The organism is Cryobacterium sp. Y82, from assembly GCF_002929495.1.
Lineage (GTDB): Bacteria > Actinomycetota > Actinomycetes > Actinomycetales > Microbacteriaceae > Cryobacterium > Cryobacterium serini.
Window position 1 is genome coordinate 46,774 of sequence record NZ_PJJJ01000022.1, and the last position, 17,265, is coordinate 64,038.

Annotated in this window: 17 protein-coding genes, 1 tRNA gene and 1 pseudogene; 10 read left to right on the forward strand and 9 right to left on the reverse strand. The window is 63.7% G+C overall.

Annotated elements, in window-relative coordinates; genetic code table 11:
- The first annotated feature begins 173 nt into the window (after window positions 1-173).
- Window positions 174-2,051: an FAD-binding monooxygenase gene (locus tag CXY70_RS02415; protein WP_104190798.1), complete on the forward strand. Its 1,878-nt coding sequence runs from the start codon at window positions 174-176 to the stop codon at window positions 2,049-2,051.
- A gap of 33 nt (window positions 2,052-2,084) precedes the next feature.
- On the opposite strand, the gene arfB is transcribed toward CXY70_RS02415, so the two are convergent.
- The 4 genes and pseudogenes from arfB to CXY70_RS02435 form a co-directional block, all read right to left on the reverse strand.
- A complete protein-coding gene (gene arfB, locus CXY70_RS02420) occupies window positions 2,085-2,507 on the reverse strand; it encodes an alternative ribosome rescue aminoacyl-tRNA hydrolase ArfB (RefSeq protein ID WP_104190799.1) in 423 nt (140 codons plus the stop codon).
- A 62-nt stretch (window positions 2,508-2,569) separates the two neighbouring features.
- A complete protein-coding gene (locus tag CXY70_RS02425; protein WP_104190800.1) occupies window positions 2,570-3,337 on the reverse strand; it encodes an SCO1664 family protein in 768 nt (255 codons plus the stop codon).
- Window positions 3,337-3,876 carry a DUF3090 domain-containing protein gene (locus tag CXY70_RS02430; protein ID WP_104190801.1) on the reverse strand — a complete coding sequence of 180 codons (540 nt, stop codon included), beginning with the start codon at window positions 3,874-3,876 and terminating at the stop codon, window positions 3,337-3,339. The genes CXY70_RS02425 and CXY70_RS02430 overlap by 1 nt, the downstream gene beginning before the upstream one ends.
- Before the next feature lie 317 nt (window positions 3,877-4,193).
- Window positions 4,194-5,042: pseudogene (locus tag CXY70_RS02435) on the reverse strand (AMP-binding protein); the annotation flags it as partial.
- A 178-nt stretch (window positions 5,043-5,220) separates the two neighbouring features.
- On the opposite strand from CXY70_RS02435, the gene CXY70_RS02440 reads away from it, so the two are divergent.
- From CXY70_RS02440 to CXY70_RS02455, 4 genes are all read left to right on the forward strand, one after another.
- Window positions 5,221-6,333 carry a YeeE/YedE family protein gene (locus tag CXY70_RS02440; RefSeq protein WP_104190819.1) on the forward strand — a complete coding sequence of 371 codons (1,113 nt, stop codon included), beginning with the start codon at window positions 5,221-5,223 and terminating at the stop codon, window positions 6,331-6,333.
- A gap of 53 nt (window positions 6,334-6,386) precedes the next feature.
- On the forward strand, window positions 6,387-6,614 hold the full coding sequence (locus CXY70_RS02445; protein ID WP_104190802.1) for a sulfurtransferase TusA family protein: 228 nt from the start codon (window positions 6,387-6,389) through the stop codon (window positions 6,612-6,614).
- A 203-nt stretch (window positions 6,615-6,817) separates the two neighbouring features.
- The gene (locus tag CXY70_RS02450; RefSeq protein ID WP_104190803.1) at window positions 6,818-7,885 is read left to right on the forward strand and encodes an NAD(P)-dependent alcohol dehydrogenase; all 1,068 of its coding nucleotides are present in this window, start codon (window positions 6,818-6,820) and stop codon (window positions 7,883-7,885) included.
- A 112-nt stretch (window positions 7,886-7,997) separates the two neighbouring features.
- The gene (locus CXY70_RS02455; RefSeq protein ID WP_104190804.1) at window positions 7,998-8,975 is read left to right on the forward strand and encodes an aldo/keto reductase; all 978 of its coding nucleotides are present in this window, start codon (window positions 7,998-8,000) and stop codon (window positions 8,973-8,975) included.
- Between the two features lie 4 nt (window positions 8,976-8,979).
- Here the strand turns inward: CXY70_RS02455 and CXY70_RS02460 are convergent, their stop codons facing one another.
- The 4 genes from CXY70_RS02460 to CXY70_RS02475 form a co-directional block, all read right to left on the reverse strand.
- Window positions 8,980-9,858 carry a helix-turn-helix transcriptional regulator gene (locus tag CXY70_RS02460; RefSeq protein ID WP_104190805.1) on the reverse strand — a complete coding sequence of 293 codons (879 nt, stop codon included), beginning with the start codon at window positions 9,856-9,858 and terminating at the stop codon, window positions 8,980-8,982.
- A gap of 17 nt (window positions 9,859-9,875) precedes the next feature.
- The gene (locus tag CXY70_RS02465) at window positions 9,876-10,631 is read right to left on the reverse strand and encodes an MOSC domain-containing protein (protein ID WP_104190806.1); all 756 of its coding nucleotides are present in this window, start codon (window positions 10,629-10,631) and stop codon (window positions 9,876-9,878) included.
- Between the two features lie 107 nt (window positions 10,632-10,738).
- Window positions 10,739-11,428 (reverse strand): bifunctional 2-polyprenyl-6-hydroxyphenol methylase/3-demethylubiquinol 3-O-methyltransferase UbiG, encoded by a 690-nt coding sequence (locus tag CXY70_RS02470; protein ID WP_104190807.1) that lies wholly within the window; start codon window positions 11,426-11,428, stop codon window positions 10,739-10,741.
- Between the two features lie 91 nt (window positions 11,429-11,519).
- Window positions 11,520-12,347 (reverse strand): pseudouridine synthase, encoded by an 828-nt coding sequence (locus tag CXY70_RS02475; RefSeq protein ID WP_233205701.1) that lies wholly within the window; start codon window positions 12,345-12,347, stop codon window positions 11,520-11,522.
- A gap of 239 nt (window positions 12,348-12,586) precedes the next feature.
- On the opposite strand from CXY70_RS02475, the gene CXY70_RS02480 reads away from it, so the two are divergent.
- Window positions 12,587-13,594 (forward strand): NYN domain-containing protein, encoded by a 1,008-nt coding sequence (locus CXY70_RS02480; protein WP_104190809.1) that lies wholly within the window; start codon window positions 12,587-12,589, stop codon window positions 13,592-13,594.
- A 26-nt stretch (window positions 13,595-13,620) separates the two neighbouring features.
- On the opposite strand, the gene CXY70_RS02485 is transcribed toward CXY70_RS02480, so the two are convergent.
- Entirely contained in the window at window positions 13,621-14,226 is a 606-nt protein-coding gene (locus CXY70_RS02485) for a hypothetical protein (protein WP_104190810.1), read from the reverse strand.
- 429 nt (window positions 14,227-14,655) lie between these two features.
- Between CXY70_RS02485 and CXY70_RS02490 the strand changes: the two genes are divergently transcribed.
- The 4 genes from CXY70_RS02490 (at window position 14,656) to CXY70_RS18455 (ending at window position 17,190) form a co-directional block, all read left to right on the forward strand.
- A tRNA-Pro gene (locus CXY70_RS02490) sits at window positions 14,656-14,732 on the forward strand.
- A gap of 177 nt (window positions 14,733-14,909) precedes the next feature.
- Window positions 14,910-15,164: a helix-turn-helix domain-containing protein gene (locus CXY70_RS02495; RefSeq protein WP_233205702.1), complete on the forward strand. Its 255-nt coding sequence runs from the start codon at window positions 14,910-14,912 to the stop codon at window positions 15,162-15,164.
- Window positions 15,165-15,185: 21 nt separating this feature from the next.
- Complete coding sequence (locus CXY70_RS02500) at window positions 15,186-16,358, forward strand: tyrosine-type recombinase/integrase (protein WP_233205703.1); 1,173 nt, start codon at window positions 15,186-15,188, stop codon at window positions 16,356-16,358.
- Window positions 16,359-17,061: 703 nt separating this feature from the next.
- Window positions 17,062-17,190 (forward strand): hypothetical protein, encoded by a 129-nt coding sequence (locus CXY70_RS18455; RefSeq protein ID WP_255412003.1) that lies wholly within the window; start codon window positions 17,062-17,064, stop codon window positions 17,188-17,190.
- Window positions 17,191-17,265: the final 75 nt, after the last annotated feature.

Here is a 17,265-nt window from a genome sequence, read left to right on the forward strand (position 1 = left end):
GACCGCCTCGAGCGGATGCCTAGCTGTGCGCGGGTTGCGGATCTCGCACGGTCGTATATGATTCAAAAAACGATAATAGAGCGACGCGTTCTTTTATAGAACACAGGATAGGGCTGGCATTCGAATCGCCGCGCCGAGAGCACCGAGAAACCACACACAGAAGTGAGGAAGCCGTGCAGTTTCACCATCACGGATACGTGTCCACCGATCCCCGAGTACAGGACGCCGCGGGAGTCGGCATCGATCGCCCCGACGAGCTCCCTGACAGTGTCGATGTTCTCATCGTGGGAACGGGCCCGGCCGGCATGATCACCGCCGCCCAGCTCTCCCAATTTCCGGGAATCATGACCCGCATCGTGGAGCGCCGCGGCGAACGTCTCGCGATCGGGCAGGCCGACGGCATCCAGGCCCGCAGCGTCGAGACCTTTCAGGCATTCGGCTTCGCCGAACGCATCATCGCCGAGGCCTACCGCATCACCGAGATGGCGTTCTGGAAGCCAGACCCCACCAACCCGGCCAACATCATCCGCACCGCCCGTGCCATCGATGACCCCACCGGCATCAGCGAATTTCCGCACCTCATCGTCAACCAGGCACGCGTGTTGGACTACTTCGCCGAGGTCATGGCCAATTCGCCCAGCCGTATGACCCCGGATTTCGGCTATGAAATGCTCAGCCTGACCAACACCAATGAGGGCGACTACCCCGTCACCGTGTTGCTTCGGCACACCAGCGGAGAGCTGACCGGTCAGGAGCGCATCGTGCACGCAAAATATGTGGTCGGCGCCGACGGCGCCCACAGTTCCGTCCGCGATTCCATCGGCTGCACCCTCGCCGGCGACGCGGCCTTCCATGCCTGGGGCGTCATGGACGTGCTGGCCGTCACCGACTTTCCCGACATTCGCACCAAGTGCGCAATCCAGTCTGGATCCGGCGGAAGCATCCTGCACATTCCGCGCGAGGGCGGCTACCTGTTTCGCATGTACGTCGACCTCGGCGAAGTGGCCGCCGACGACAATGGCGCCGTGCGCACGACGACGATCGACGAGATCATCGTGAAGGCCAATGAGATTTTGCACCCCTACACACTCGACGTGAAAAACGTCGCCTGGCACAGCGTCTACGAGGTCGCCCACCGCCTCACCGACCGGTTCGACGATCTGCTTCCCGAGGAGATCGGCATCCGTTCGCCGCGGGTCTTCATCACCGGCGACGCCTGCCACACCCACAGCGCCAAGGCGGGCCAGGGTATGAACGTCTCCATGCAGGACGGCTTCAACCTGGGCTGGAAGCTCGCCTACGTGCTCGATGGCCGCAGCCCCGAAAGCCTGCTCAGCACCTATTCCGCCGAGCGCCAGGTCATCGCGAAGAACCTGATCGACTTCGACAAGGAGTGGTCGAGCCTGATGGCGGCGAAGCCGGAAGACCTCAAGGTTCCGCTCGAGGATTTCTACACCCAGACAGCCGAGTTTCCATCGGGCTTCATGACCCAATACCCGCCATCGATGCTCATCGGCGAGGCGACCCACCAATCCATTGCCACCGGATTCCCGATCGGCAAACGGTTCAAGTCCGCCCCGGTCGTGCGCGTGGGTGACGCCAACCCGGTGCAGCTGGGCCACCACCACCGCGCCGACGGCCGCTGGCGCGTGTATGCATTCGCTGACGCATCCGCTGAAATACTGGCCACCTGGGCCGAGTGGATGCGTACCGCACCCGATTCGCCGCTGCTCGCGCACACCCCGACCGACAGCGACATCGACATCGACAGCGTCTTCGACGTGAAGGTGGTCTACCAAAAGCCGCACACCGAGGTCGACCTGGGCCGGGTCGACAAGATGTTTTTGCCGAAAACCGGCCCGTTCGGGCTGATCGACTACGAGAAGGTGTACGCCGCCGATCCACACCACGACATATTCGAGCAGCGCGGTATCAGCCGCACCGGCGTCGTAGTGATCGTGCGTCCCGATCAGTATGTCGCCAACGTGCTGCCGCTGACGGCGACCGCGGATCTGGCTGCGTACTTTCGGCAGATACTGCTCGTGCGGTAGGACGCATCAAACGGATGTCGGTGGATCGCCCACCTACTCGGCCGCGGGACGCTGCCGGTTCTGCTTCGTGGCAGAGCGCTGCTGTTTGATCGCGAGGTGCCGCCTGGCTGAGCCGCGGGTGGGTTTGGTCGCCCGGCGCGCGGCCGGCTCTGCCGCAAGGCCCGCGATCACCAGGTCGGCGAGCTTTCGCAGCGCAATCTCGCGATTCCGCAGCTGGGAGCGCTGCTCGCTCGCGGCAATGGTGACCACCCCAGCGACGAGACGGTGACTCAGACGGGTGAGCAGCAGCATCCGCTCGTCGTCGGAAAGCACCGTGGACTCGGCGACGTTCCAGGACAGCTCGACCCGGCTGTCGGAGGTGTTGACGTGCTGGCCGCCGGGACCGGACGACCGGGAGAACCGCCAGCCGAGTTCGCGCTCGGGAATGGTCAGCGCCGCCGACACCTCAAGATCCATGTCCCTAGCGTTGCACACCCGAAGTTACCTCGGGCACGATAAGTATCAAAAAAGTGGCGATCTCAGAACAGCGGCCAGGGTACTGCGGGCATGTCGCCGCTCGGGGCCGGAAATCGTGCTTCAGAGCGCAATTGGTCGCAACGCGCGACGAATGCCGTGAGCTCCTCGGCGCTGACCAGGCCAGCGAGGGCGGTGCCGAGCTCGCCGGAAAGCCCCGCTTTGACCCGGTCGATGCCGTCGAGCTCGTCGGTGGTGAGCGCATCGCCCAGCCATCCCCACAGCACGGTGCGCAGCTTGGGTTCGACGTGAAAGGTGAGCCCGTGATCGACTCCGTGTCGGTGCCCATCGGTCATGGCGAGAATGTGGTCGCCCTTGCGATCAGCGTTGTTCACGACGACGTCGAACACGGCCATCCGCCGCAGCGGGGCGCTGTCTTCGTGAATAAGGGTGACCATCCGTTCGTGCTCGTCTCGCCCGTCGAGAACGTGGCGCCAGCCGGTTTCCGGAACGGCGTCCGCTGCCACCAGATCGACGGGGCTCTGCGCGGGGTCAGGCTCCCGCCACAGCTGCACCATGCCTTCACCCATTGGACCCTCGCGCAGCCAGGTGTGCGGCACGACGTTCCACCCGAAGGCTTGCGAGACGAGATAAGCCGCCACTTCACGATTGGCGAGGTTTCCATCCGGAAAATCCCACAACGGATGCTCCCCCGCCACCGGTTTGTAGACGACCATCGCGCCATCGATGCTGCCCAGGAAGGTCGCGTTCGAGGCCGTCGTGATCCGGCCGGTGAGTTTCAACTCGCCGTCGACCAGGTCGGGAATCGACATCAGTCCCCGGGAACGGTGCAGGTGTGCCCGTCGGCGTCGATGGGGTAACCGCAGAGGGAGCACATCGGCCGCCCGGCGCCCACAACCTCACGAGTGCGCATCGCGAATGCGCGAGCGGTGCCGACGGGTATGCGCACGAGCAACACATTGGCCGCTTCAAGCGGGTCGAGCATTTCCTCATCTTCGTCGACAATCGGGTAGGCCTCGATCACCACCTGAACCGTCGATGGATCCCAGCCCAGGCTCATCGAGCCGGTGCGAAATTCCTCAGCGACCGGTTGCTCAAGCGGGTCGTTATCGACGAGCTCGATGGGGGTGCCAGTGGGGATACTAAACGGGTTGCCCTCGAAGGTGATCAGCTGGTCGAGAATCTCGTCGATCTTCTCGGCGAGCAGGGCCGATTGCTGTTTCTCTAAGGCGATGCTGACAATCCGCGCGCCGCTGCGTACCTGCAGATAGAACGTACGCTCCCCAGGCAGGCCGACGGTGCCGATGACGACCCGGTCAGGCCAGACGAACTCATGAACGATTTGGGGCATGTAAGTATTTTAGACGCGAGAGTTGCGTGACGTCTGCGGGCCACCACCGGCGCATCTTTCGGGAGGATGCGCTCGGCCGGCCAGAATAGGCCGTCGCCGTCGGTATTCCTGGCGTGCACAGTTGCACTCGGTGCGCATCCGTTCGATGGCCGCCTGACCGGCGAGGATGCTGTCATGAGGCTCCCACCGTTCGAGCGATAACACCGGTGTGTTCAGTGGAACAGTATCCGCTCAATTTCAAGCTCGCAATGGACTCCATTGGCTCGCCTGTTTTGGGAGACCTGGATGCCCCCCCCGGTAACACCGTTGGCCCGGTGTCAGAGCAGCGGTAAAACCTGCTCACGAACCTGCTTGCGCAACACCTTGCCGAGCATCGAGCGCGGTGTGTTTTCGATCTGCACGATCCGCCGCGGAATCTTGTAGGCCGCGAGGTGTTCCCGGCAGTGCGCCCGCAATGCATCTTCATCGAGGGTGGCACCGGCCGTGAGTTCGATCGCGGCGACAACCATCTCCCCGCCCCGTTCGAGCGGTCGGCCGATCACGGCGGCGTCACTCACGCCCGGGTGCAGCCGCAAGACGGCCTCCACCTCGGAGGGCGACACGTTGAAACCACCCGTGATGATCAGCTCTTTAGCGCGGTCTACGATCGTGGTGAAGCCATCCTCATCCACGCTCACGATATCGCCGGTGCGCAGCCACCCATTGGGCAAGAGCGTCTTTGCGGTCTCCTCGGGGTTGTTCCAATAACCCTGAAAAACCTGCGGTCCCTTCAGCAACAACTCACCCGGCTGCCCCAACGGCACCTCAACGTTCGAATCATCCAGATCGACCACTTTCATCAGGGTCGATGGGAACGGCACACCGATCGTGCCCGTGCGTCGGCTGGCATGAAACGGATTCCCCAGGGCAACGGGAGACGACTCGGTCATGCCGTATCCCTCAACAAGAAGTCCGCCCGATACCGACTCCCACAGTTCCACGACATGATCGGGTAGATTCATGGCGCCCGAAATGCAGTACTTGCACGAGCGCAGCGAGATTCCTTTTTCCTTCGCGGCGAGCGCCGTGCGCTCGTAGATCGGCGGCACTGCGCAGTAGACCGTGGCGGGCGACTTCTTCATGGCGTCGAGAACCAGCCCGGGTTCAAACTTAGGGAACAGCACGAGCAGGCCCTGCTTGCTCTGGTTCATGATTTCGATGCGTAGCGCTCAACCTCGAAGCAGTCAAATGTGTCGTCTCACAGGGTCACCCGGCGACTTCTGCGGCGCTGATCCGATGATGAGTCGTAGCGTCAATAGTGCCTTCACGACTGCAGCGAAGGTCAAAAACGAACGGGGATACGACATGCTTCTCACTGGTTTGGGCCTGGGCATTGCCCTCGGCTTCGCGATGCAACGCGGTCGTTTCTGCGTCACCGGCGCATTCCGTGATCTCTGGGTCACGGGCAACACTCGCTGGATCACGGCGTTTTTGATCGTGATTGCCGTGCAGAGCGTCGGAGTCTTTACCCTGGATGCAGTCGGCGTAATCTCGTTGTCGTCCAGCGCCTTTCCCTGGCTCGCCACGGTTCTTGGAGCCTTCCTCTTTGGCTTCGCCATCGTGCTCGCCGGCGGTTGCGCAACGGGCACCTACTATCGCGCCGGTGAGGGTCTGGTGGGCAGCTGGCTGGCACTCATCTTCTACGCGCTGTTCTCCGCGATCTCAAAGACCGGCGTGCTGGCTACGGGAGTCTCCGGCCTGCGCAGCGTCACGGTCGAAGCCTCAACCGTGCACGGTTTGCTGGGCGTCTCGCCGTGGCTCCTGATCGCCGTGCTGGCCAGCGCGGTTGGTTTGTTGGTCCGGCATCACCTGCGCAAACGCCCAGGAGCTCGCCTAGCCACCCTGCCGCCCCGCAAACGCGGCATCGCCCATCTTCTCTTCGAGAAGCAGTGGGGCGCGTTCACGACCGCGCTCGTGATTGCCGCGCTGGCTATCTTGGCCTGGCCGCTGAGCTGGGCCACCGGCCGTGAAGCGGGACTTGGAATCACCGGCCCATCCTCGAACATCGTCAACTATTTGGTGAGCGGCGACGCCGAGGTCATCGACTGGGGAGTTTATTTGGTGATTGGAATCCTCACGGGCGCGTTCATCGCTGCCAAGGGCAGCGGAGAATTCCGCATTCGAATTCCGGATGCCGTCACCACCGTTCGCAGCATCGCCGGCGGTGCACTTATGGGTATCGGCGCGAGCCTGGCGGGCGGTTGCACCATCGGCAACGCCATGGTCAACACAGCTTCCTTCGAGCTGCAAGGCTGGGTAGCCTTCGGCTTTATGATCCTCGGCACCGGTGCCGCCACCCGGCTCTTCATCACCGGGCCTTCCAAAGCCCGTTCCGCCCGCAATGCCGCAGCCGCGGGCTCGTCCAGTCAGACCGCGACGCCCGGTCCTAACGCTGCACGGGCATCCGTTCGCCGCTAGCATCGCTCGCCCCGCGCCACGTTTCAATTCACCGTAAAATAAGGAGATTCATCATGGCAGTTCACGTACTTGAAACTGATGGTCAGGTTTGCCCGTTCCCCATCGTCGAGGCCAAGGAAGCCATTGCCCTGCTCGATCTGGGCGATGAGCTGGTCATCAACTTCGACTGCACCCAAGCGACGGATGCCCTGCCACGCTGGGCCGCGGAGGAAGGCTACCCGGTCACCAATTTCGACCGTGTCGGCGACGCCGCTTGGACCATCACCGTTCAGAAAGCCTAATGCCGCTGCAGCGCGGTCAGCCGGCTCAGGCTGGCCGCGCAGACGCGAGCACCGGATGCCTGGGTGGGTCAGACAGTGCCACGCTCCAGTCTCGATCGGGTCGGTTCAATCACGTAACGTTGAGCGAGCGGATGTCACCGTCGACACGTGCCACGGCACGGGATTTCCTCGCATCTCATCATCGGCACTGAAAGACTTTTTTTATGACGACCACTGTTCCTGCACTCGCCGCCCCCGCGGCCAACCAACCCCTCGCTCGCACCACGATCGAGTTGCGCACCCCCGGCGCCCACGACGTGGCGATCGACATCAAGTTCGCCGGCATCTGCCACTCCGACATCCACCAGGCTCGCGACGAGTGGGGCGTGGGACTGTTCCCGATGGTTCCCGGCCACGAGATCGCCGGCATCATCTCCGCCGTCGGCAGCGACGTCACCCGCTACCAGGTTGGCGACCGCGTCGGCGTCGGCTGCTTCGTGGACTCCTGCCGCGAGTGCGCCAACTGCCTAGCCGGCGAGGAGCAGTACTGCCTGAAAGGCGAGGTCGGCACCTACAACGACCGCAACCACGACGGCACTCCCACCAACGGCGGCTACAGCACCGCGATCGTCGTCGACGAGAACTACGTGCTCGGCATCCCCGACGGCATCGAGCTCTCCGAGGCCGCTCCCCTGCTCTGCGCCGGCATCACGCTCTACTCGCCTCTCGTGAACTGGGAAGCCAGCCCCGGCAAGAAGGTTGCCATCCTCGGCATGGGCGGCCTCGGACACATGGGTGTGAAGATCGCCCACGCGCTCGGCGCCGAGGTCACCGTGCTCAGCCAGACCCTCAGCAAGAAGGAAGACGGCCTGCGTTTCGGCGCAGACCACTACTACGCCACGAGCGACCCGACCACCTTCACCGAGCTCGAGAACCACTTCGACCTCATCGTGAACACCGTGGCCGCGAACCTCGACCTGGAGGGCTACCTGAAGCTGCTGGCCCTCAACGGCACGCTCGTGCACGTTGGAATCCCCACCGAGCCTGACAGCGTGAAGATGGTTTGGCTCGCCGCCCAGCGTCGCGCCATCGCCGCTTCCAAGATCGGTGGCATCCGCCAGACCCAGGAAATGCTCGACTTCTGTGCCGCCCATGGAATCGGCGCCGACATTGAGATCATCTCGGTCGATCAGGTGAACGAGGCCTACGAGCGTGTTATCCGCAGCGACGTGCGCTACCGTTTCGTTATCGACGTGGCCACGTTTGCGAACGAGACCCGCGCCGACGCGTAGGCGCCCCGACCGGCGCGGCATCAGCCGCGCCGGTTGATAAAAACCCAGGCACGAACCGCCCCGGGCCGCAGATTTCAACGCGGCCCGGGGCATCCGTCATTAAAGGAGTCCCATGAAGTACGTGAAGCTCGGCAGCACCGGTCTGGATGTCTCCCCGATCGCCTTGGGGTGCATGAGTTACGGCGAGCCGGAACGCGGCAACCACGCCTGGACACTGACCGAGGAGACCAGCCGGCCGTTCATTCGGCAGGCCGTCGAAGCCGGGATTAACTTCTTCGATACCGCGAACGGGTACTCGGCCGGGTCGAGCGAAGAAATCCTCGGCCGAGCACTCAAGGAGTATGCGAACCGGGACGAGGTCGTTGTAGCGACCAAGGTATACGCACCCGTCGGTGAAGGCCCCAACCAGCGCGGCCTGTCACGCAAAGCAGTGCTGCAGGAAATCGACAACAGTCTCCATCGCCTCGACCTCGACTACGTGGATCTCTACATCGTGCACCGTTTCGACCCATTCACTCCCCTCGAGGAGACGCTTGAAGCCCTGCACGACGTGGTGCGCTCGGGTAAAGCGCGCTACCTGGGCGCCTCCTCGATGTTTGCCTGGCAGTTTGCCAAGGCCCTGCGCCTGCAGCAGGCGAACGGCTGGACGCCGTTCGTATCAATGCAGAGCCAGTACAACCTGATCAACCGAGAAGAGGAACGCGAAATGTTCCCCCTCGCAGTGGATGCCGGCATCGGCCTCACCCCGTGGAGTCCGCTTGCGCGTGGAAAGCTCACTCGAAACTGGGACGAAACGACCGCCCGCACCGAGACGGACCTGTTCGGCCAGACCCTCTACGCGCAGGCGGAAGAGGGCGATCGTGCGGTTGCATCGGTCCTCGCCGACATCGCCGCTGAGCGCGGCGTGCCGCGGGCTCAGGTAGCCCTGGCCTGGGTGTCCGGCAACCCCGCCGTGACGGCGCCGATCGTTGGCGCCACGAAGCCGCACCACCTCAGCGATGCCATCGCCTCGCTCGACCTTGAGCTCAGCGCCGACGAGCGCACGCGCCTTGAAGCATCGTACGTGCCGCGTTTGCCCGAAGGGTTCTAGACCGTCAGCGAAAGGACTCGAGCGCGGCGATATTCGTCTGGTCTGTGCGCCAGGAGGCCAGGATGCGCAGCGCATCGCTGGAGGCCGACGCCGGTTGGGTGCTGTAGACGAAGAGTTGCTGGTCTGGTTCGCCCGGAACCGGGAAGGTCTCGTAGTCCACGTCCACCCGGCCGACGATCGGGTGCTCGAAGCGCTTCACGCCGAACGTGCACTCCCACACCCGGTGCTGACTCCACCACGCGCGAAATTCGTCGCTCTTGACGGTCAACTCACCGATCAGCTCGTTGAGGGCCCGGTCGTTGGGGTGGGACCGCGCGTCGTGACGGAGCATAGCCGCCACATCGCACGCCACAATCTCCCAGTCCAGGTACAGCGTGCGCGCCGACGGGTCGAGGAATGTCCATCGGGCCATGCTGCGCCCGAGTCCCGAGCCCGTCGTGAAGTCCTTCAGCAGCAGCTTGGCGAGGTCGTTCATGGCCAGCACATCCATGCCGACGCCGAGCACGAATGCCGGTTGTTCGGTGAAGGAATCCATGATCGTGCGCACCGACGGCCGAACCGCGTGGGTGCGCCGCCGCTGCTGGATGCGGCCGCCGGTCGAGGCGGATAACAGCGAGAACAGGTAGCTGCGCTCCGCCTCGTTCAGGTGCAGCACCTCGGCGAGCGCATTGACAACGGCATCGGATGCCTGCGTCACCCGGCCCTGTTCCATGCGCGCATAGTAATCCACGCTCACGCCGGCCAGCCCCGCCACTTCGTCACGGCGCAGGCCGGGCACCCGCCGGGCGGCCGCGTGGGGGTTGACCGACAGGCCGACATCGGCTGGCGTCAGGCGGGCCCGGGCTGAGCGCAGAAAATCAGCGAGGGTATCTTTGTCGTCCATCCCTTTAGTATCTCCCGTCAGTTACCGGGGACTAATCGCACCTGGTCGCCGCAGCCGACGCTTCCGGGGCGAATGACCTGGGCGTACACGCCGAATGGCATATCACTCCCGCTCAAGCGGGCGAGGGTCTTCAGCAGGTTTGTGCCGCGAGCGCCGGTGTCGGGCTCTAAATCGATGACGGCGCAACGAGGGATGCCGGCGCCCACGAGCAGACGTGCACTCCCCACGTCGAGTTCACGACCAGCCCAGGAATCTTCAACCTGCGCGGCCGCGTCGCCCGTGTCAATTGTGAACGTCGCCCTAAAACGGCGAGCATCAACGGTCGTGGCCGCCTCATCGGCGAGCCGGCGAAGCGAACTCGTCGTCACGATGGTGACGGAGTCGCCGTAGACCACGCCGCCCGGGGCGTTTATCTGTGCCACAGCGACATCCTTCCCGAGCAAACGAGAGAATGCCTGGGCCCACGGCCCGCCAACCACCTGCATGCCAACGGCGCGACCCCAATAGTCGAGTGTGACATTTTGACTGTTGAACTCAGGTTTTGCGGCAATCTGCTGCCCGTCGATGTCGACCGACAGCACCTCGTATTCCCACCGGGCTCGGCAGGTGAGCAATAACGGATGCTCAACAGTCTTCAACACCCGTTCGTTTGCGAGGTCAACGACCGCGAAGAGCCGGTCCCCCACCGGACCGTATGCTTCGAGCAGCACGTTTTTGCGCTTCGTATGTGGGCCGCCCTTGAGCGCCGACAGGCCAATGTCGCGAATCTGCATAATAGTGATCACCCTATCGGCAGACCGCCCGCGGGCCGCGCCGCCCACAGCACTTGCGAAACCTCGCTGCGGCCGCGGAGCGCCGTCCACAATCTACAGGCGGTCGATCAGCGCAGTCGTCGAGCCCGCAGGACAACGTCGTGGGTGTGATGCGACCCGGCGCCGGTTGCTACATGGCGCGGCCGGGTCTCGTCGACCTCAACCTGCCAGCTGTCGTCCAGCAGTGCAGCGACCTGGGCCGGGCCCACATAATCGTCGGCATGAAAACCGTGGGCCGCGGCCTCCTCCTCCGTCGGGGCAGGGTGATGCACAAAAAGCAGCACACCGTTAGGAGCGACCGCCTCGAGCAACGCGTGCTCGGCAACGTTCTCGTCGGTGCGCAGCAGCGCGGGGTACTGCGCAGAAACCAGATCGAAAGATGCCTTCGGCAGCGCCGCCTCGACTAGACCGGCGTGTAGCCAGTTCACCGGCACTCCGCGAACGGCGGCTTGGGCGGCTGCCCGGTCGAGTGCTACCCGCGACACGTCCAGCGCAGTGACGCGCCACCCGTGTTCCGCCAGCCAGAGGGCATCCGCTCCTTCGCCGCAGCCGACGTCCAACGCGCGCCCGGCCGGTAATCCTTGCGTCTCGGTCAGGAGTGTCGCGTTCGGCTGCCCACTCCACAGCTGTGCCATGTCGGCGTAGCGTTCGTCCCAGAATTCCTCAACCGCGCCGGGATCCCGAGGGGTGTGAACAGCGGATGCCGCCTTCGCGTTGTGGTCGGTGTCGCCGGGTGAGGTCTCGTGCGTGTGCTCCATGATTCAAGCATCCGTCTTTCACGGGTGCGCGACAAATTCCGGTGACCTCCGGGGTGATCATGACCCGATGCGTTCTCGCAACCGTGTGCGCTCAGGACTTCTCGCTGCGCAACGGCAGCGTGCGCAGGCTGGCAAACTGCCGCACTCCCCCATCGATGGGGTCGGTGAAGCGCAACTCGTTCGCGAGCAACTGCAGGGGGCGCGTGAAATCGTCGAGCGCGACATCCTGCACAACGGGGTAAAGCGGATCATTGCAGATGGGAATTCCCAAGCCGAGCATGTGCATGCGCAATTGGTGCGTGCGACCGGTGCGGGGTGTCAGCCGGTAACTGCCCAGGCCATCGACCGCCGATTCGAGTTCGATCAACGACTCGGCGTTGGCCGGCACGCCCGCCAGCACCTCGGCTTGCCACCGACCACGGTGCGTCGTGAGGTGATTGCGCACCGTTACGGGCAGTTCGATGCCCGGCAACAGCGGCGCCAGCGCACGGTAGGTTTTTTCCACTTCGTGGCGTTGGAACATCGACTGATACGCCCCGCGCCACCGTCGCTCGGTCGACAGAACCAGCAGCCCTGACGTCCCCCGGTCCAGGCGATGCAGCGGGGACAGCTCTGGAAGCTGCAATTCCGCTCGCAGGCGCACCACCACACTCTGCACGACGTGGCGCCCGCGCGGAATGGACGAGAGAAAGGCGGGCTTGTCGATCACCACAATCCGGTCGTCACGATAGATCAGATGAATGGGCCCCGGAACAACGGTCTCCTCGGCTAGATCGCGATGGAACCACACAAAGGTGTACGGCCGGTACGGGTCGTGGCCGTCGACTACCGCGCCGGTGCCATAGACAAAACGCTCCTGGGCCAGAAAGCCCGCCACGTCCACGAACTCCGACAACCGCTCCTCGAGCCAGGCCCCCATGGTCTCCCAGAGCGGATGCTGCGACCGTTCCGGCGTGCACACCCACGCGGCATTGAGCCCGTGCCGTTGCGGGAGTGGAGAAGGCGGCGGCATGCACTGATGGTACGTGGCTTCGCTCTTCTGCCGCAGTCGATTGCTGGTGCAAGTCGGAACCCGAGTTGCCCTCGCCCCGCCGCTCGGCGCAGACTGGGGGTACCGGATCGCAACTGAGTCTTCCGCCTGTGGCTAAGGAGCTCACCATGACTGAACCGAACGATGCGCGCGTCGGCCTCTATATCGACTTCGACAACATCGTCATCTCCCGCTATCAGCAGTTGCACGGGCGTAATGCTTTTCAGCGCGACGGCATCCGTGATTTCAATAAGTCGAGTGCGGATGCCGACCCCGAGGTCGCCGCGCGGCTCGCCTCCGCCACGGTGGACTTCAACGCCATCATCGACTTTGCCGCATCGTTCGGCACCCTGGTCGTGAATCGTGCCTACGCCGACTGGTCGGTGCCCGTCAATGCGAGTTACCAGCGCCAGCTCATGTCTCGAGCGGTGGACCTGACCCAGCTGTTCACCACGACCACTCGCGGAACCAAGAACGGTGCCGACATCCGTTTAGCCGTCGACGTTGTTGAAGACCTCTTTCGACTCCCCGACCTGACCCATGTGATCATCATCGCCGGCGACTCCGACTACATCGCCCTCGCCCAAAAGTCGAAGCGGCTCGGTCGCTTCGTCGTTGGCATTGGCGTCGCCGGCTCGACGAGCACATCGCTTGCGGCCGCGTGCGACGAGTTCGAGGACTACGACTCGCTGCCCGGAATTGACCAAACGACCGTCACAACCATTACGCAGAGGCCCAAGGCAAGCAGGAAGGCCCCGGAAGCTGCCGAGATCGCACCCGACCCGGTGCCCATCCAGGCCCGTCTTTTCGCCACTAATCCCATGTTCTCTCACACCGAAGACGCGCAGTTCGACGAGCCTGAGGCCGGCGACGACATTGACCCACAGACACTGGCCACGGAGCTCCTGGTGCGCGCGCTGCAGATCGGTCACGCCAAGGGCGATGCCGACGAGTGGCTCAACACGGGCACGATCAAGAACCAGATGCGCCGCATGGACCCGTCCTTCAACGAGAAGCCGCTCGGCTTTCGTTCCTTCACCGACTTTCTCTCCTCGCGAAGCGACCTGGCCGAGCTGAAAGAGGATGGCCCGCAGCGACTCATCCGGCTGCGCCCCGACTCGGAAAGTAGGCGCTAAGCAGTCACTCGACTCTGCGCCGTCACTCAAGTCTGCGGAGTCACTCGACTCTGCGCAGCGGATCGGCGACGAGAGCGCTCGGCAATCCCTGCCGCCACGAGCATCGCCACGCCTGCCGCGGCCGTCAACACTGCGACGATCGTCTCGCTGAAGGGAGTCGTGTCGTGCGACTGATAGCCCAGAACGACCGGCGCAATCTGAAAGGTGACGACGATGGTGCCCGGCACGGTGACGCCGAGCAGCAATAGGCACGCGACGGATGACGCCCACGACACGCGCAACCAGCGCACGCTCAAAGCGATCAAACCGGCGAACGCGACCAAGCTCAGCAGTACCTGCACCGGCAGGAATTGCAACGGAGACGGAACACCGATCAGGCCCGAAACGAGGGCGTGCATGCCGGTAATGCCGAAGGATGCCGCGGTGGCGACGGTGAGCATCCGCTCCAGGCCGCCGTCGCGGCTCGCGGCTGATCGCGCCAGGGCTCTGATACCCAGCGCCAGGAGCAGAAGACTCAAACCGAAGAGTTGAGGGGTCGTACCGAGGTTTTCCCACGGGTCCGCGGGGTAGGCGTAGTCGAAACGGTGGTCTTCGATTGTGCTGTCGGTGCGCGTCCATGAGGCGCTGAGCACGACCCACCGTTCCAGCGAGGCGACAAGCTGAAGCGCGGCCGTTGCAAGAAACAGCCCAGCCGTGGCGAGCGATCAGCGGACCGAACCACGACGGGCGCGATGCGTCTGCATGTGGTTGACGGTGCTAGCGATGGCTGACATGCGCCCAGAGTAGCAACATGGTGAAAGTTGGCAAGCGAACAATGGGTAAATCTAATCGTGAGGGCGTTAGCGCCGCCGCGCATCACGAATGTCGGACCGCCGTCAGCCCCTTTGCGACGCAACCGATGAAGCCGGCCAGCTCGGAGGCCGTGGGAACACCAAATATTCTTCAGTCCAACGGCGATCGTCGGTGCCCTCCCATGTGTTCTTTGGTCCTCGTATAAAGCGGTAAGCTCTTACAGTTGTCTTCCGCAGGTTTCGAATCTTGGAATCGCATTGTGGAAGCGGCGGGCTGTGGCGCAGCTTGGTAGCGCACTTGACTGGGGGTCAAGGGGTCGCAGGTTCGAATCCTGTCAGCCCGACCAAAAGTCCCGGAAACTTAAGGGTTTCCGGGACTTTTTAGGTTGAGGATTTGATTAAGCCATCACTACCCCATCACTTTGAGCGTTTCAGAGCCGGTTTTTCGGCCGTCTCGTGCGAGTCGCCGACGTCGGTTTCGGTACCTTCCGATCGTCCGGGACTGCCATGCGCACCTTCTGGGCATGAGTATCCACGACGACAAGCTACCCTCGACTCCCACCGACGGCTGGGGGCTCGAACCCCTGATGGATGTTGCCGAGCTGGCCGCCTACCTGGGCATCCCCATCTCCACGGTCTACGACTGGCGGGTGCACGGGAAAGGCCCCACGGCCTACCGGTTCGGCAAGCATCTGAAGTTTGCGATCTCCGATGTGCGGGAATGGATCGCCCAGCAGCGGGAGCCCTCGAGCCCACCGTGGCGCCCCGATCGGCGGTGAGCTGAAATGGCGCGGCAACGGTTGACCATCGGCACCTTCGGCGACATCAGCACCCGCCAGTCGCCGACCGGCCGGTACGAGGCGAGAACCCGCTACCGGGACTGGGATGGCCACGCGCGCCTGGTGCAGGCCACCGGCGCCACGGCCAACGCCGCCGAGCGGGCACTGAAGGCCAAGCTCGCCGACCGGGACCTGTTCCAACCCGCCGACTCGGCGCTGACGCCCGACAGTCTGTTCAAAGACCTGGTGACGTACTGGCTGGAAGACATCGACCTGGAGGATCGGATCTCCCGGACCACCCGCAACCTGTACGAGCGCAACATGCGCACCCTGGTCTCACCGAGCTTCGACAACCTGGCGCTGCGGGAGATCGGCGTGGCCCGGTGCGACAAATTCATCAAGCAACTCGCGAAGCTCTCTTACAGCCGAGCCAAACAGGCCCGGGTCGTGCTGCGGCTGGCATTGGAGCTGGCGGTGCGGCACGAGGTGCTCCCCCGCAACCCGATGGACCATGTCTCCCGTCTCCACCGCGAGCCGCACGTGCCGAATGCCCTCACCGCCCCAGAGGTGAACGTCATCCGCGCGGCGATCGCGCAATGGGAGAGCGCCGCCAACCATATCTCTGGGCCCAAACCCGATGGCCAGCTCGGCGCGATCATCGAGGTGATGCTCGGCACCTCGGCCCGGATCGGTGAGGTTCTCGCCGTCCGACGCCGGGACATTGACATCACCAGTGCCGTGCCTTCCATTCGCCTGGCCGGAACCATCGTCAGTCGCAACGGCGAACTGACTTTCCGGCAAGACCATCCCAAAACCGCGAAGTCCACGCGTGTTGTGGCACTGCCCACATTCACCGCCGACGCCGTGCGCCGGCGGCTTGCCAAATTCGGGAGCCTGGGTCTGGATGGGCTGCTGTTTCAGTCCCGCGACGGCACTCCGTTGACGACCGCGAACGTGCGTCGTCAGTTGCGACAGGTGCTTGAGGGAGCCGGCATCAACGGAGTGACACCGCACATGTTCCGCCGCACGGTCGCCACCGCGGTCAACACCAACGCCAGCATCGAACTCGCCGCGGAGCTGCTCGGACATACGGACACGAGGATCACTGTGATGCACTACATCCAACGCAGCGAGCTGGTGAACCCCGCCACCGCCGCGCTTCTCGACCGGGCATTCGCGAAAGACGAGGAGTGAACACGGTGCTGCCACGGTGGCAGCACCCCCTGATCTGGGGTTTTTCTGCGAGTCGCGCATCAGCTGCCCGACCGCTGCCGCACTTCTCGACCGGGCCTTGGCCAGACTTGCCGACTGGAATGCGGCGGTGCCACGGTGGCCCCACCGTGTGATCTGGGGTTTTGTCGAATTTTCTGTTCACGTCCGGCCCGTCACCGAGGGTGCCAGCTATGACTATCCTCAGTGATACACCGAAATTTGAGCATGCGCAATCGTCGTTTGGCCATCTGGAAGAAATAGCGTCTCGCCATGGACGGCAGCGAGAGCGGCAGACAGAAGACGGCCGAGGGCGATGCGGCGTGGACACTGCCGGCAGTTATGACTGGCCGGGCGAGCCCCGCGAAAGCGGCCGTCGGTGACGAGCCCGTCTTCGCGTACATCGCCAGTCTTCCGCATCCGCAGCGAGACATCGCCGAAGCAATCGATGCATTGGCCGCCAATACTCTGCCCGACCTCCAGCGTTCTGTGAAGTGGGGTGTGGCCAACCACGGAGTATGTGACGGGTGGTGCTTCAGCTGCGGCGGCTTTTGCCGGCCACGTCAAGCTCATGTTCATCAACGGCGCGGCACTCGAGCCGGTACCGCCGGTGACACCAGTAGGGGTGGTCCTGCCCCGTTGAGTGGACACCTCACAAGAGAGAATGTTCACATAACGCCTCGGATTGGTGGGCATCTACCCGAAGAAGTGGCAGACCACCACGATCATTGACCATGCCGACGCTTGCCCGATCGACGCGGTCAAGCGGGAATGGGACACCGGGGCCCTGAACCAGGTCTGGGTCGGTGACATTTAATGCCGACGTCGGCATTAGATGTCCTATGCCGACCTTGGGGCTATGCCGATGTTGGTTGTAATGGTGCTGGTCAGA

Excerpts from the sequence above, each read along its gene's own strand:
- CXY70_RS02455 (WP_104190804.1), top strand. The coding sequence starts at position 7,998 with ATGAAGTACGTGAAGCTCGGCAGCACCGGTCTGGATGTCTCCCCGATC.
- CXY70_RS02445 (WP_104190802.1), top strand. The coding sequence starts at position 6,387 with ATGGCAGTTCACGTACTTGAAACTGATGGTCAGGTTTGCCCGTTCCCC.
- CXY70_RS02440 (WP_104190819.1), top strand. The coding sequence starts at position 5,221 with ATGCTTCTCACTGGTTTGGGCCTGGGCATTGCCCTCGGCTTCGCGATG.
- CXY70_RS02430 (WP_104190801.1), bottom strand. The coding sequence starts at position 3,876 with ATGCCCCAAATCGTTCATGAGTTCGTCTGGCCTGACCGGGTCGTCATC.
- CXY70_RS02460 (WP_104190805.1), bottom strand. The coding sequence starts at position 9,858 with ATGGACGACAAAGATACCCTCGCTGATTTTCTGCGCTCAGCCCGGGCC.
- CXY70_RS02465 (WP_104190806.1), bottom strand. The coding sequence starts at position 10,631 with ATGCAGATTCGCGACATTGGCCTGTCGGCGCTCAAGGGCGGCCCACAT.
- CXY70_RS02470 (WP_104190807.1), bottom strand. The coding sequence starts at position 11,428 with ATGGAGCACACGCACGAGACCTCACCCGGCGACACCGACCACAACGCG.
- CXY70_RS02480 (WP_104190809.1), top strand. The coding sequence starts at position 12,587 with ATGACTGAACCGAACGATGCGCGCGTCGGCCTCTATATCGACTTCGAC.
- arfB (WP_104190799.1), bottom strand. The coding sequence starts at position 2,507 with ATGGATCTTGAGGTGTCGGCGGCGCTGACCATTCCCGAGCGCGAACTC.
- CXY70_RS02495 (WP_233205702.1), top strand. The coding sequence starts at position 14,910 with ATGAGTATCCACGACGACAAGCTACCCTCGACTCCCACCGACGGCTGG.
- CXY70_RS02425 (WP_104190800.1), bottom strand. The coding sequence starts at position 3,337 with ATGTCGATTCCCGACCTGGTCGACGGCGAGTTGAAACTCACCGGCCGG.
- CXY70_RS02450 (WP_104190803.1), top strand. The coding sequence starts at position 6,818 with ATGACGACCACTGTTCCTGCACTCGCCGCCCCCGCGGCCAACCAACCC.
- CXY70_RS02475 (WP_233205701.1), bottom strand. The coding sequence starts at position 12,347 with ATGGGGGCCTGGCTCGAGGAGCGGTTGTCGGAGTTCGTGGACGTGGCG.